The sequence below is a fragment of the Xanthomonas sp. SS genome (assembly GCF_014236835.1).
GTDB lineage: Bacteria > Pseudomonadota > Gammaproteobacteria > Xanthomonadales > Xanthomonadaceae > Xanthomonas_A.
Window position 1 is genome coordinate 2795330 of record NZ_CP051190.1, and the last position, 13306, is coordinate 2808635.

Below are 13306 nucleotides of genomic sequence, written 5' to 3' on the forward strand. Positions count from 1 at the left end.
CGCTGCCAGCCGCCGCATCCGTGAACGCTTCAGACCTCGGCCATGCCTTGTCACACGCCCGGGCATAGACTTGCGCCGCGATACACCTGCGGCGCCGCCGCGGTGCCGGAGGGGGGAACCACTGGGAGGGCAACCATGCTCGTCGCCATCGATGTGCTGCACGACCCACGCGCCTGCGTGGTGCTGGATCGCGAAAGGGAGTTGGATTTCTGGAAGGCGCATTTCGCCCAGGCCCCGTTCCATCAGCCCGGGCATGCGTTCACCGACTACGAGCCGGCGCTGAAACTGGCCTACGACGCCTACCTGAAGTACCACGGCCAGCGCTTCGAGGACGTGGCCCCGCAGCTGCGCGACGTGTTCCTGCGCGACCACCCGCGCTCGCGCCTGGACTGGCTGCAGGTCCGCAGCGTGGTGCAGGCCGCCTGGTTGCGGCTGCAGCCGCAGGATCAGGACTGACTCTGCGCCGCGGACCGCGCGCCGCCGTGCGCGCGCAACGCAGGCTGCAGCGCGGCGGCCCGGACAGCGGCGCCGCCGCTGCCGGGTCAAGCGGCAGCGGCCAGTCTCAGCCGACCAGCAGGCGCGCGCGCAGCGTCGCGTAGTCCGGCGCGATCGGCTCGGCGTGCGCCGGCCGCTGCAACAAGGCGGCCAACGCCGGCGGCACTGGCACCGGCTGGCCGATCAGCGGCTCGACCACCGCCTCGAACTTGGCCGGATGCGCGGTGGCCGCCACCGCCCAGTCGCCGGCATCGGCCTCGGCGCCCTCGGCACGGATCTGCTGCAACACGTGCAAGGCGGTGGCGGTATGCGGGCAATGCACTTCGCCGTAGCGGCGGAAGCGCTCGCCGATCAGCTGGCGGATCTGCACATCGTCCACCGAATAGGACTGGAACTGCGCGCGCAACGCGGCATCGTCGCCGCGGTACAGCCAGCGCAAGCGCTCGAAATTGCTCGGCGCGCCCACGTCCATGGCATTGGCGACGGTGGCCACGCTGGGCTGCGGCGCGTAGTCGGCACCGGCGAAATAATCCGGCAGCACGTGGTTGGCATTGGTCGCCAGCACGATGCGGCCCAGCGGCACGCCCAGCCCGCGCGCCAGGATCGCCGCCAGCGCATTGCCCAGGTTGCCGGTCGGCACCACCAGGTTCAGCGGCTGCGCGCGCCCGGCGTAGTGCACCAGGGCGCTGTGCGCGTAATAACTCATCTGCGGCAGCAACCGGCCCAGGCTGATGCTGTTGGCCGAGCTCAGCGGCGCCTGCGCCTGCAGTTCGACATCGCTCAAGGCCTGCTTGACCAGCGCCTGGCAATCATCGAACGAGCCGGACACGCGCAGCGCCTGGATGTTGTCGCCGAAGCAGCCCAGCTGATGCGCCTGCCGCGGCGACACGCGGCCGTCCGGATACAGCACCACCACGCGCAGCCCAGGCTGGCGATGGAAGGCGGCGGCGACCGCGGCGCCGGTATCGCCGGAGGTGGCGACCAGGATGGTCAGCGGCGTAGCGGCATCGCGACGCAGCCGGGCCAGGCAGGCGGCGAGGAAGCGCGCGCCGAAGTCCTTGAACGCGGCGGTCGGTCCATGGAACAGCTCCAGCGCATGGTCGCCGGGCGTGGCCAGCGGCTGCAGCGGCGCATCGAAATCGAAGGCTTCGGCGCAGATCGCCGGCAGCTCGGCGGCTAGCGCGTCGCCGTCGAAGAACGGCGCCAGCAGCGTCGCGGCGGTCTCGGCCAGGCTTGCGCCAGGACGCAGTTCACGGGCCGGCGGCATGCGCTCGGGTACGTACAGCCCGCCATCGGGCGCCAGACCGGCGGCGATGGCCTGGCTGAGCGTGGCGGCGGGCGCGGCATTACGGGTGGAAATAAAGTTCATGGTGGTTCCATCGGCAGGGGGAATTCGATCGCACTGTCATCCGTGACTGTGGCACTGCTTGGTTATTGCTCTTGTTGTTGCTCTGCCCTTGCTTCGGCTGTTGCTTTTTTGCTTTTCGATCTCCCGTGAGGCGCGGCAAGCAGGATGGGTACAACCCCCGAAGGGGGCGACGCGCAGGATGCGCGTCGTTTTCGGCAGGCACATGGATGTGCCTTCCGAAAATTCCCATCCTGCTTGCGCACCCGTAGCGCGCAGCGCGGAGGGCGCGCCGCCCGGGTGTGCTTTCTTTTGGTTACTTTTCTTTGCACAAGCAAAGAAAAGTGACCCGCGCCAGCGGAAGCTTTGCTCTTGCTCTTGCTCTTGCTTTGAATCTTCAGACCAAAGCAAAAGCAGAGGCAAAGGCAAAGGCTTTCGCCTTGCGGCGAGTCACTTTTCTTTGCTCGCGCAAAGAAAAGTAACCAAAAGAAAGCGCGCCCTGCCTAGCGCCCTCCGCGCTGCGCGCTCCGGGTCCGCGTCCATACCGGGGATTCGCGGAAGGGGCATCCTGCCCCTGCCGCGAACGGCGCACATCCATGTGCGCCGCCCCTTCGGGGTTTTTCCCCGCCATGGCCGCCGCTTCGGAAGGGAACCCGGTACGGCAACAGCAAAAGCAACAACAAGAGCAACAGCAAAAACAACCTCGAAAGCAACAGCAACAGCGAGGCTACGCGCCGCTACAGCAATCGGGCGCCCGGACACTGCAGCGGCGATACCCAATGCTGGCTGTCGAAGCCGGCTGCCGCGAACGCCGCCTGCACCGCCGGCGCGGCCGCCTCGGCCGCCGCGCGCGTCGGGAACCAGGCGAATACGCTGGGGCCCGCACCGGAAATGCTCGCGCCCATCGCTCCCGCCGCCAGCGCGGCCTGCTTGGCCGCATCGAAACCGACGATCAACGGCGCACGCCGCGGCTCGATCAGCACGTCGCGCAAGCCCGCGCGCACCAGCGCCTCGTCGCCGGCATGGCAGCCCGCCAGCACCAGCGCCAGATTCGAACTCTGCGCCACGAATTCGCCGAGCCGGTACTCGCCGGCCAACGCCTCGCGCGCGCGGCGTGTCTCCAGCACAGCATCCGGATGCACCAGCAGACTGTGCCAAGCCGCAGGCACCGGCACCGGCACCATCCGCTGCAGCGTGGACAGCACCAACCCGCCCAGGAACATCGGGCCGAGGTTGTCGCCGTGGCGGCTGCCGCTGGCCACCGCCTCGCCCTCCAGCGAATACAGATAAAGCTGCTCGCGCGACAAGGGCGCGTCCAGCAACGCATTGGCCGCCACCAGCGCAGCAACGCACGAGGCCGCCGAACCGCCCATGCCGGAGCTGAGCGGGATGCCCTTGTCGATCTCCAGCTCGAAGCCGAACGGCAGCGCCAACGCCTCGCGCAAGGCGATCAGCGCCGCGCCGGCGGTGTTGCGCGCCGCCTCCAGCGGCAACGCCACCGTGGTGCCGCGGATCGCGGCGATACGCACCTCCGCCGCATCGATGCGGCGCACGCTCACCGTGTCGCCGACACCCTCCACCGCATAGCCCAGCAGATCGAAACCCACCGCCACATTGGCCACCGAGGCCGGCGCGAAGGCGCGCGCCTCGCGCGGCACGGCGCGGGCAGCGGACTGCGGCGCCGGCGAGGTCTGCGCCTGGCTCACAGCCGCGCGCCCTCGCCCGCCGCCACCCGCAGCAGGTCGGCGAACACGCCGGCAGCGGTGACTTCCGGACCGGCACCGGGCCCCTGCACCACCAACGGATTGTCGCAATAGCGGCGGGTGGTGAACTGCACCACGTTGTCGGTCAGGCGCAGGTTGGCGAAGGCATGCTCGGCCGGCAATTCCACCAGGCCAACGCTGGGCGCGCGGTCCGGCGCCAGCTGCGCCACGTAGCGCAGCACGCAGCCGCGCGCCTTGGCCGCCTGCAGGCGTTGCGCGAACGCCGCATCCACTTCGTGCAGCCGCGCCATGAAATCCTCCACGCTGGCCTGGCGCAGCGCCTCCGGCACCAGGCTCTCCACCGCCACGTCCTCCAGGCTCAGCTCGCGCCCGGCCTCGCGCGCCAGGATCACCAGCTTGCGCGCCACGTCGGTACCGGACAGGTCGTCGCGCGGATCCGGCTCGGTATAGCCCATGCCGCGCGCGTCGGTGACCAGTTGCGAGAACGGCACGCTGCCGTCGTACTTGTTGAACAGCCAGGCCAGGGTGCCGGAGAAGATGCCCTCGATCGCGGTGACTTCGTCACCGGTATCGACCAGATCGCGCAGCGTGGTGATCACCGGCAGGCCGGCGCCGACCGTGGCCTCGTAGCGGAAACGCGCACCGCTGCTCTCGGCGGCGGCACGGATCGCATGGAAGCGCGCCAGCGGCCCGGCGCCGGCCTGTTTGTTCGGGGTGACCACATGGATACCGGCGGCGAGCCAGCCGGCGTAGCGGTCGGCCACGTCGGCGCTACCGCTGCAATCGATGATGACCGCGTGCGGCAGGTGCGCCGACAGCAGGTGCGCGGTGAACGCGTCCAGGTCGGTGGGCTGCGGGCCGCTGGCGAAGGCCTGGCGCCAATCGCCGGTGATCGCGCGGGTTTCCAGGCGCATCGTGCTGCGCGAGGCGATCGCGCGCAGGCGCAGGTCGAGGTTGGCCTTGGCCAGCAACTGCGGCTGCGCCACGCGCAGTTGGTCGAGCAGCGCCGCGCCGACGTTGCCGGGGCCGATCACCCCGACCGAGAAGGTCTGCGGCGACAGCCAGAACCCGGCATGCGCCGCGCGCAGCGCCTTGGTCGCGTGCGCGCTGTCGATCGCCACCGAGATGTTGCGCTCCGACGACCCCTGCGCGATCGCCAGGATGTTGACCTGGGCGCGGCCCAGCGATTCGAACAGGCGCGCGGCCACGCCCGGCTGCCCGGCCATGCCGTCGCCGACCGCGGCCAGCACGCTGATGCCGGTGGTCAGCTGCACGCGCTGCACCTGGCCGACCACCAGCTCGTGCGCGAACGCCGACAGCAGCGCATCGCGCGCGCGTTCGCATTCGTTCTGCCGCACCACGCAGCAGATCGAATGCTCCGAGGAACCCTGCGAGATCATCACCACCGACACCCGCGCATTGCGCAGCGCGGCGAACACGCGCTCGGCGGTGCCGGGCACGCCGATCAGGCCGGTGCCTTCCAGGTTCAGCACCGCCAGGTCCGGGCTCAGGGTCAGGCCTTTGATCGGGCCGCTGCTGGCACTGCTGGCGGTGATGCGGGTGCCCGGGTGTTCGGGCTGGAAGGTGTTGCGGATGATGATCGGCAGGCCGCGCTCGATCGCCGGCGACATGGTCTGCGGATGCACAACCTTGGCGCCGAAATAGGCCAGTTCGCAGGCCTCGTCGTAGCTCAGCGTTTCCAGTTGCACCGCTTCGGGCACCACCCGCGGGTCGGCCGACAGCACGCCGTCCACGTCGGTCCAGATATGCAGTTCGTCGGCATCGAACAGGGCGGCGAAGATCGCGCCGGAGTAGTCGCTGCCGTTGCGACCGAGCGTGGTGATGCGGCCCGCGCGGTCGCGGGCGACGAAGCCGGTGACCACGACGCGCTGCTGCGGATGCTGCTCTCGCCACGCCGACAGGCGCGCCGCGCTGGCCTCCCAATCCACGTCCACGCCCAGTTCGCCGCGATCCACCACCAGCACCTCGCGCGCGTCCAGCACCGCGCAATCCTCGCCCAGCGCGCGCAGATGCTCGCCGAGCAGTTGCGCCGAGTACACCTCGCCCAGGCCCTGCACCCGGTCCAGCACCTCGCGCGGCAGTTCGCCGATCACCGCCAACGCGCCGAGGATCTCGGCGAGATGATCGAAGCGCGCATCCAGCCACTCCACGGTGATGCCGGCGTGCTCGCCGAGCAGCGACACCGCCGCGGCGCGGTGCCGCGCGCGGGTCTCGTGCCAGCGTTCGCGCCAGTCGCTGTTCTCGCTGGCGGCCAGTTCGGCCAGCCCGATCAGCGCATCGGTCACTCCCTTCATCGCCGAGACCACGGTGATCTGCAGGGTTTCCGGGCGCGCCAGCAGCAGCTGCGCGACATGGCGATAGCGTTCGGCGTCGGCCACCGAGGTGCCGCCGAACTTGTGGACGACGGTGCGCGCGGCGAGCGCGGGGTCTGCGGCGGGAGCGGAAGCGACTGCGGGGGACGGCATGGGAGACCTCGGAGTGGAGGCCCCGCTCGCATCAGGCCGACGGGTTCCCCCGCATCCTGATCCGGGTGCGGGGCCGTGGGTTTCGACAGTTACGCGAAAACGACGGGCCGCACCGGGCGAATGGTGTGGGTGGTAATACCGGTGGTAATGCCCGCGCAGCATGCGGCCGGGCGCCGAAGCGTGGGCGGCACGAAGCTGGTGACGAGGGCGAGAACGTGGGGCATGGGCGCAAGAGGACATCATGCGCCGGGGTGCTGTCAAGCGCTGTGTGCCGCAAGGCAGCATGCGCGTCGCACCCGGATGGATCCGTTGCAAAAGTTACTATCCGACGCCGACGCGGCGGAAGCTTGCTAGCGGCGCTGCGGCGCTCACCGGCGCGGTCGGACCAGGTGACCGGACTTGCCACGCCGCCAGATCGATCGTCGCGGCTTCGCCGAATGGCGCACCCATTCCACGATCTTGTCCACCATCCTGGACAGTTCGGACGCGACCAGCGCGACCATGGTCAGGAACATCATGCCGAGCGCAGCGAAGACGGGATTCATGCGCCGCACTGTAGAAAACCGTTTGTGCGGGCTCATGTTCGGACCGACAAAAACGGCGTGCGGTTGCGTTGTGTTCAGTGGCGCGGCTATGCCCTTCGACCGCGCGGTTCCGGGTAGCGGACAATGGACGGAAGGCACCCGAGGTCGGAGATCGCGCAAGGCGCGCGGATTCTTCGTCCGCGCGCCTTGCACCTTCGTCAATGCTGCTGATTGTCCGCCGGCGGCTGTTGCTGTTGCTGCGGATCGCTGGTCGGCGACTGCGGATCGGTGGTCGGTGTGGTGGGCGTCGCCGGGGGCGTCCCCTGGCTCGGATCGGTACCGGTCGCCGTGCCGGTCGCGTCGCCGCTGGTAGCGGCCGGCGGCGCGCTGCTGCCGCCCGCCGGGCTACCGTCGGCCGCCGCTGGCGGCGTCGCGGCGTTCTGGTCCTGCGTGTTCTTGTCGCCATCACGATGGCAAGCGGCCAAGGCCGCCAGCATCGAACCGATCAACACAAGCTTCAAGGCTCTATTCATTGGCTTACTCCTGCTTCGCATTCGCGGGTGGGGTTAACACGGCCGCCATCGACGGTCGGAACGAGGTGGAGCCCGCCATCCGGGATGTGGACACGCAACCAGGCCGCATCGTGATGCGGCGCTGCGGCCGATTCAGGCGGCCGCAAGCTGCAACAAGGCAAACCCGTCGTCGCACATCCAGCCATGCAGGAGCCGGCACCGCGTCTGCATCCGCTCCTGCATTGGCGGACATGGTGCAGGTTACGGAGCGAGGCGCTCATCCGACGTCGACGAGGGGTGTAGACGGTGTTAGGCCAGGACGGCGCCGCATGGGCGGCAGCGGCGTGACGGCCGTTGCCATGTCGCAGCATCGAAGGCAGTGCCTGCATGCACTACCGGCATCGGCGATTCGCCGCGCTTGCGCACATGCCCACTGCGGTGGTGACCCCGGCGCGATTCGAACGCACGACCTGTCCCTTAGGAGGGGACCGCTCTATCCAGCTGAGCTACGGGGCCTTGGCCGGGCGCATTGTCGCACGATCGCCGCGCTTGCCAAGCCCGCCGCGGCGCGCGGCGGATGCGGCCGGGCCCGCCCGGTCTGCTAAAATTGCGGGCTAATCGCGTCCCGCGTCCCCCGCCTGCGGTCGCCTTCCCTGTCGCAACGAACCCCAGGAGATTCCATGTCCGCTGACCTGCTCAAGGCGCTCGGCCTGACCGCGTCCAATTCCGGCACCTATCTCGGCAACGGCGAGTGGTCCACGGCCACCGGCGCCGGCGTGCTGCAGCCGCTGAACCCGTCCAGCAACGAGGTCATCGCCGAGGTGCAGGCGACCACAAAGGACGACTACGAAACCGTCGTCGCCCGTGCCCAGGCGGCGTTCAAGGTGTGGCGCACGACCCCGGCGCCGCGCCGCGGCGAGGCGGTGCGGCTGTGCGGTGAAGCGCTGCGCCGGAACAAGGACGCGCTGGGTTCGCTGGTCGCGCTGGAAATGGGCAAGAGCAAGCCCGAAGGCGACGGCGAGGTGCAGGAGATGATCGACATCGCCGATTTCGCGGTCGGCCAGAGCCGCATGCTGTACGGCTACACGCTGCACTCCGAGCGTCCCGGCCACCGCATGTACGAGCAGTACCAGCCGCTGGGCCTGGTCGGCATCATCAGCGCGTTCAACTTCCCGGTCGCGGTGTGGGCGTGGAATGCCTTCCTGGCGGCGATCTGCGGCGACATCTGCCTGTGGAAGCCGTCCAACAAGACGCCGCTGACCGCGATCGCGTCGATGAAGATCTGCAACGAAGCGCTGCGCGACGCCGGCTTCCCGGACATCTTCTTCCTGATCAACGACGCCGGCACCGAACTGGCCGAGACGCTGGTCGAGGACAAGCGCATCGCGCTGATCAGCTTCACCGGCTCGACCCAGGTCGGGCGCAACGTCGCCGAGAAATGCGCGCGGCGCCTGGGCCGTTGCCTGCTGGAGCTGGGCGGCAACAACGCGATCATCCTCGACGAGAGCGCCGACCTGAAGCTGGCGATCCCCGGCATCGTGTTCGGCGCGGTTGGCACCGCCGGCCAGCGCTGCACCACCACGCGCCGGCTGATCGTGCACGAATCAATCTACGACACCGTGCTGGCGACGCTGCTCAAGGCCTACAAGCAGGTCGAAGGCAAGATCGGCGACCCCACCGACCCGGCCAACCTGATGGGGCCGCTGAACAGCCGCGGCGCGGTCGAGCAGTTCCTTGCCTCGATCGAGAAGGCCAAGGCCGCCGGCGGCACCGTCGAGACCGGCGGCACCGCACTGGACCGGCCGGGCAACTTCGTGCTGCCGGCGATCGTCACCGGCCTGCACAACGGCGACGACGTGGTGCAGCACGAGACCTTCGCGCCGATCCTGTACGTGATGAAGTACAGCAGCCTGGACGAGGCCATCGACATGCAGAATGGCGTGCCGCAGGGCCTGTCCTCGTCGATCTTCACCCAGAACCTGAAGGCGGCGGAGAAGTTCCTGTCGGCGGCCGGCAGCGACTGCGGCATCGCCAACGTCAACATCGGCACCTCCGGTGCGGAGATCGGCGGCGCGTTCGGCGGCGAGAAGGACACCGGCGGCGGCCGCGAATCCGGCTCGGACGCCTGGAAGGTGTACATGCGCCGGCAGACCAACACGATCAACTACTCCGACTCGCTGCCGCTGGCGCAGGGCATCAAGTTCGACCTGTAAGCGATGCGCCTCGCCGCCCTGTCCGACATCCACGGAAACCTGCCCGCACTGGAAGCGGTGCTTGCGGATATCGGGCGGCGCGGCGCGGACCAGATCGTCAATCTCGGCGATATCGTGTCCGGTCCGCTGTGGCCGCGCGAAACCGCCGCGCGGCTGCTGCCGCTGGCGCTGCCCACGGTGCGCGGCAACCACGAGCGCCAGCTGCGCGAACTGGCGCCCGCGGCGATGGGTGCCAGCGATGCCTACGCGCATGCGCAGCTGACGCCGGCGCAACGGCACTGGCTGGACGGCCTGCCTGCGACGCTGGCGCTGCCGCAGGCGCTGCTGTGCCACGGCACCCCGCACGACGACCTGTGCTGGCTGCTCGACGAACTGGTCGCACCGCACCTGCTGCCCGCCAGCGCGCAACGCGTGCGCGAACGGCTCGGCGCCGCGCCGCCGGCGCCGCTGGTGCTGTGCGGGCACAGCCACGTGCCGCGCACGCTGCGCCTGGACGACGGGCGGCTGCTGTGCAATCCGGGCAGCGTCGGCCTGCCCGCCTACGCCGAGGCGCATCCGCAGCCGTACCGGGTCGAAACCGGCACGCCGCAGGCGCGCTACGCGATCCTGGAACAGCGCAACGGACGCTGGGACGCGCAGCTGCTGGCGGTCGACTACGACCACGCCAGCGCCGCGCTGCAGGCCGAACGCAACGGCCAGCCGGCGTGGGCGCATGCGTTGCGCCATGGCCGCGTGCGCGGATGAACGGCGCACGGCAGGCGCGCTTCTGGGATAATTCGGGCACCGTGCATGCGAGCGAACCCGCTGCCCCCTTCACGAGGATCCGCACATGAGTGCCGTACGCGAAACCAATTCCCTCGCCGTGGTCAGCCTGGTCGCCGGCATCCTCGGCTGGACCCTGATGCCGGTGCTCGGCAGCCTCGGCGCGATCATTACCGGGCACCTGGCGCGGGCCGAGATCCGCCGCCAACCGCAGCGTTTCCAGGGCGACGGGCTGGCGGTCGGCGGGCTGATCCTGGGCTGGGCCGCGGTGATCGTCGCGATCCTGTCGGTGCTGGCGTTCGTGCTGTTCTTCGGCGGGCTGGCCTGGTTCGCCAGCACCCAGGCCTGAGCCGATGGACGCCTCCGCTCCGCGCGAACGCTTCAGCGACCGCGTCGCCGACTACGTCCGCTACCGTCCCGACTATCCGCCGGCGCTGCTGGACTGGGTGCACGGGGAACTCGGCGTGGCGCGCGACGCGCAGGTCGCCGACATCGGCGCCGGCACCGGCATTTCCACCCGCATGTTTCTGCAGGCCGGGCATCCGACGCTGGCGGTGGAGCCGAACGCGGCGATGCGCGCCGCCGCCGAGACCCTGCTGCACGACCTCCCCGGCTTCGCCTCGGTCGATGGCAGCGCCGAGGCCACCACCCTGCCCGCCGCCAGCGTCGACCTGATCAGCGCCGCGCAGGCCTTCCACTGGTTCGACCTGGACGCGGTACGCCGCGAATGGGCGCGCGTGCTGCGTCCCGGCGGCCTGGCGCTGGTGTACTGGAACTCGCGCCTGCTCGACGGCACAGCGTTCCTGCACGACTACGAGCAGCTGCTGCTCGACTACGGCACCGACTACAGCGCGGTGGCCGAACGCTACCACGACGATGCGACGATGCAGCGCTGGTTCGGCGCCGGGCTGCGCGGCACCGCGCAGTTCCCCAACGTGCAGAAGCTGGACTACGACGGCCTGCGCGGGCGCCTGCTGTCCTCCTCGTATGCGCCGCTGGCCGCGCATCCGCGCCACGCGCCGATGCTGGCCGCGCTGCGCGCGCTGTTCGATCGCCACCAGGTCGATGGCCTGGTCGATGTCCATTACCGTACCCGTGCCTTCGCCGGCACGTTGAACTGAGCTGTGCCCATGTATTCCCTCGCCCGCCCGTTCCTGTTCGCCTTCGACGCCGAGCGCGCCCACGCGCTGGGCCTGCGCGCGATCGAGATGGCCTACCGCACCGGCACCAATCCGCTGCTGGCCAGGGCGATCGCGCCGATGCCCACGCGCGCGTTCGGCCTGGAGTTTCCCAACCCGGTCGGGCTGGCCGCCGGCCTGGACAAGAACGGCGAGCACATCGACGCGCTGCTGGCGCTGGGCTTCGGTTTCGTCGAGATCGGCACCATCACCCCGCGCCCGCAGCAGGGCAATCCGAAGCCGCGTATGTTCCGGCTGCCGCGCGAGCAGGCGGTGATCAACCGCATGGGCTTCAACAACCTCGGCGTGGATGCGCTGGTGCGCAACGTCGAACGCGCGCGCCGCCGCCACGGCCTGCTCGGCATCAACATCGGCAAGAATAAGGACACGCCGAACGCGGACGCGGCATCGGATTACCTGCATTGCCTGGAAAAGGTCTACCCGCTGGCCGACTACGTGACCGTCAACATCTCCTCGCCGAACACCGCCGGCCTGCGCGAGCTGCAGGAGGAACAGGCGCTGCGGCAGCTGGTGTCGCAGCTGCGCGAGGCGCAGGAAGCGCTGGCCGCGCGCCATGGCAAGCGTGTGCCGATGCTGGTCAAGGTCGCGCCGGATCTGAGCGACAGCGACATCGACGCCGCGGCGCGGGTGCTGTCGGACCTGCAGGTGGACGGCGTCATCGCCACCAACACCACCGTCGCCCGCCCCGGCTTGGAACAGAACGCGCTGGGCGCCGAAGCCGGCGGCCTGTCCGGCGCGCCACTGCTGGGCCAGTCCACCCTGGTGCTGCGCCGCCTGCGCGCGCGCCTGCCCGAGGCGATCCCGCTGATCGGGGTCGGCGGCATCCTCTCCGGTGCCGATGCGGTGGCGAAGATGGCCGCCGGCGCGGCGCTGGTGCAGTGCTACAGCGGGCTGGTGTTCCGCGGCCCGGAGCTGATCGGCGAATGCGTCGAGGCGATGCGCCGGCGCCGCGAAGCGCCCAGCCGCGGCGCGGTCGCCGCGCTATGAGCAACGCCTGGTCGCTGACCGCCAATGCGCCGCTGCAGGCGCTGAACACCTTCCATGTCGCCGCGCAGGCGCCGTGGCTGCTGCAGATCTTCGCCCCCGAGGCGCTGCCCGACGCGCTGCTGGCGCCGCAGCTGGCCGGCGCGGCGCTGCTGCCGCTGGGCAGCGGCAGCAACATGCTGTTCGCCGGCGACGCGCCCGGCGTGGTGCTGGCCTTCGCCAACCGCAGCATCGACACGCTCGAACACCGCGCCGACTACGCCATCGTCCGCGCCGGCGCCGGCGTGGGCTGGCACGAACTGGTGATGTGGTCGCTGGCGCAGGGCTTGTCGGGCCTGGAAAACCTGGCGCTGATCCCGGGCACGGTCGGCGCCGCGCCGATCCAGAACATCGGCGCCTACGGCGCGCAGGTCGGCGAGTTCGTGCACGTGGTCGAGGCCTACGACCGCGCCGACGCGCGCTTTGTGCGGCTGGACGCCGCCGCCTGCGAATTCGGCTATCGCGACAGCCTGTTCAAGCGCCAGCCCGACCGCTATCTGATCGCCGCGGTGGAATTCAACCTGCCGCGGCTGCATGCGCTGCGCCTGGACTACGCCGGCATCGGCGAGGAACTGCAGGCGCTCGGCATCGCCATGCCTGGCGCGCCCGACGTGGCGCAGGCGGTGATCAACATCCGCCGCCGCAAGCTGCCCGACCCGGAGGTGCTCGGCAACGCCGGCAGCTTCTTCAAGAATCCGCTGCTTCCGGCCGAACAGGCGCAGGCGCTGCAGCACGCCTACCCGGCGCTGCCGGTGTTTCCCGGCGACGGCGAGGACCAGCGCAAGCTGTCGGCGGCGTGGCTGATCGAGGCCTGCGGCTGGAAAGGCCACCGCGACGGCGATGCCGGCGTGTCCGCCGCGCACGCGCTGGTGCTGGTCAACCACGGCCAGGCCAGCGGTGCCGAACTGCTGGCGCTGGCGCGGCGCATTTCCGCCTCGGTGCTGGAGCGCTTCGGCGTGATCCTGGAGCCGGAACCGCGCATCGTCGGCGCGTTCTGGTGAAGCAGCCGGTGTCGCTGCGCGC

At 70.1% G+C, this 13306-nt stretch carries 12 protein-coding genes and 1 tRNA gene; 7 read left to right on the forward strand and 6 right to left on the reverse strand.

The window, feature by feature from the left end:
- The first annotated feature begins 135 nt into the window (after positions 1 to 135).
- On the forward strand, positions 136 to 456 hold the full coding sequence (locus tag HEP74_RS11545; RefSeq protein WP_185813008.1) for a hypothetical protein: 321 nt from the start codon (positions 136 to 138) through the stop codon (positions 454 to 456).
- A gap of 106 nt (positions 457 to 562) precedes the next feature.
- On the opposite strand, the gene thrC is transcribed toward HEP74_RS11545, so the two are convergent.
- From thrC to HEP74_RS11575, 6 genes are all read right to left on the reverse strand, one after another.
- The gene (gene thrC / locus HEP74_RS11550; RefSeq protein ID WP_185813009.1) at positions 563 to 1864 is read right to left on the reverse strand and encodes a threonine synthase; all 1302 of its coding nucleotides are present in this window, start codon (positions 1862 to 1864) and stop codon (positions 563 to 565) included.
- Between the two features lie 713 nt (positions 1865 to 2577).
- Positions 2578 to 3546, reverse strand: coding sequence for a homoserine kinase (locus HEP74_RS11555; RefSeq protein ID WP_185813010.1), 969 nt, complete (start codon positions 3544 to 3546; stop codon positions 2578 to 2580).
- Positions 3543 to 6050, reverse strand: a complete 2508-nt coding sequence (thrA, locus tag HEP74_RS11560; RefSeq protein ID WP_185813011.1) for a bifunctional aspartate kinase/homoserine dehydrogenase I — start codon at positions 6048 to 6050, stop codon at positions 3543 to 3545. The genes HEP74_RS11555 and thrA overlap by 4 nt, the downstream gene beginning before the upstream one ends.
- Positions 6051 to 6418: 368 nt before the next feature.
- The gene (locus tag HEP74_RS11565; protein ID WP_221893124.1) at positions 6419 to 6595 is read right to left on the reverse strand and encodes a hypothetical protein; all 177 of its coding nucleotides are present in this window, start codon (positions 6593 to 6595) and stop codon (positions 6419 to 6421) included.
- 197 nt (positions 6596 to 6792) lie between these two features.
- Positions 6793 to 7107, reverse strand: coding sequence for a hypothetical protein (locus HEP74_RS11570; RefSeq protein WP_255423826.1), 315 nt, complete (start codon positions 7105 to 7107; stop codon positions 6793 to 6795).
- Between the two features lie 418 nt (positions 7108 to 7525).
- A tRNA-Arg gene (locus tag HEP74_RS11575) sits at positions 7526 to 7602 on the reverse strand.
- A 164-nt stretch (positions 7603 to 7766) separates the two neighbouring features.
- Between HEP74_RS11575 and amaB the strand changes: the two genes are divergently transcribed.
- The 6 genes from amaB to murB all read left to right on the forward strand — a co-directional run bounded on the left by amaB (position 7767) and on the right by murB (position 13284).
- Positions 7767 to 9299 (forward strand): L-piperidine-6-carboxylate dehydrogenase, encoded by a 1533-nt coding sequence (amaB, locus tag HEP74_RS11580; RefSeq protein ID WP_185813013.1) that lies wholly within the window; start codon positions 7767 to 7769, stop codon positions 9297 to 9299.
- Between the two features lie 3 nt (positions 9300 to 9302).
- Positions 9303 to 10043, forward strand: a complete 741-nt coding sequence (locus HEP74_RS11585) for a metallophosphoesterase family protein (protein ID WP_185813014.1) — start codon at positions 9303 to 9305, stop codon at positions 10041 to 10043.
- Positions 10044 to 10128: 85 nt separating this feature from the next.
- On the forward strand, positions 10129 to 10410 hold the full coding sequence (locus HEP74_RS11590) for a DUF4190 domain-containing protein (RefSeq protein WP_179564286.1): 282 nt from the start codon (positions 10129 to 10131) through the stop codon (positions 10408 to 10410).
- 4 nt (positions 10411 to 10414) lie between these two features.
- Positions 10415 to 11182 (forward strand): class I SAM-dependent methyltransferase, encoded by a 768-nt coding sequence (locus HEP74_RS11595; protein WP_185813015.1) that lies wholly within the window; start codon positions 10415 to 10417, stop codon positions 11180 to 11182.
- 9 nt (positions 11183 to 11191) lie between these two features.
- Positions 11192 to 12247 carry a quinone-dependent dihydroorotate dehydrogenase gene (locus HEP74_RS11600; RefSeq protein WP_185813016.1) on the forward strand — a complete coding sequence of 352 codons (1056 nt, stop codon included), beginning with the start codon at positions 11192 to 11194 and terminating at the stop codon, positions 12245 to 12247.
- The gene (gene murB, locus HEP74_RS11605; protein ID WP_185813017.1) at positions 12244 to 13284 is read left to right on the forward strand and encodes a UDP-N-acetylmuramate dehydrogenase; all 1041 of its coding nucleotides are present in this window, start codon (positions 12244 to 12246) and stop codon (positions 13282 to 13284) included. The genes HEP74_RS11600 and murB overlap by 4 nt, the downstream gene beginning before the upstream one ends.
- Positions 13285 to 13306: the final 22 nt, after the last annotated feature.

Coding starts and splice junctions, on each gene's coding strand:
- HEP74_RS11545 (WP_185813008.1), top strand. CDS start 136: ATGCTCGTCGCCATCGATGTGCTGCACGACCCACGCGCCTGCGTGGTG.
- thrC (WP_185813009.1), bottom strand. CDS start 1,864: ATGAACTTTATTTCCACCCGTAATGCCGCGCCCGCCGCCACGCTCAGC.
- thrA (WP_185813011.1), bottom strand. CDS start 6,050: ATGCCGTCCCCCGCAGTCGCTTCCGCTCCCGCCGCAGACCCCGCGCTC.
- HEP74_RS11565 (WP_221893124.1), bottom strand. CDS start 6,595: ATGAATCCCGTCTTCGCTGCGCTCGGCATGATGTTCCTGACCATGGTC.
- HEP74_RS11570 (WP_255423826.1), bottom strand. CDS start 7,107: ATGAATAGAGCCTTGAAGCTTGTGTTGATCGGTTCGATGCTGGCGGCC.
- amaB (WP_185813013.1), top strand. CDS start 7,767: ATGTCCGCTGACCTGCTCAAGGCGCTCGGCCTGACCGCGTCCAATTCC.
- HEP74_RS11585 (WP_185813014.1), top strand. CDS start 9,303: ATGCGCCTCGCCGCCCTGTCCGACATCCACGGAAACCTGCCCGCACTG.
- HEP74_RS11590 (WP_179564286.1), top strand. CDS start 10,129: ATGAGTGCCGTACGCGAAACCAATTCCCTCGCCGTGGTCAGCCTGGTC.
- HEP74_RS11595 (WP_185813015.1), top strand. CDS start 10,415: ATGGACGCCTCCGCTCCGCGCGAACGCTTCAGCGACCGCGTCGCCGAC.
- HEP74_RS11600 (WP_185813016.1), top strand. CDS start 11,192: ATGTATTCCCTCGCCCGCCCGTTCCTGTTCGCCTTCGACGCCGAGCGC.
- murB (WP_185813017.1), top strand. CDS start 12,244: ATGAGCAACGCCTGGTCGCTGACCGCCAATGCGCCGCTGCAGGCGCTG.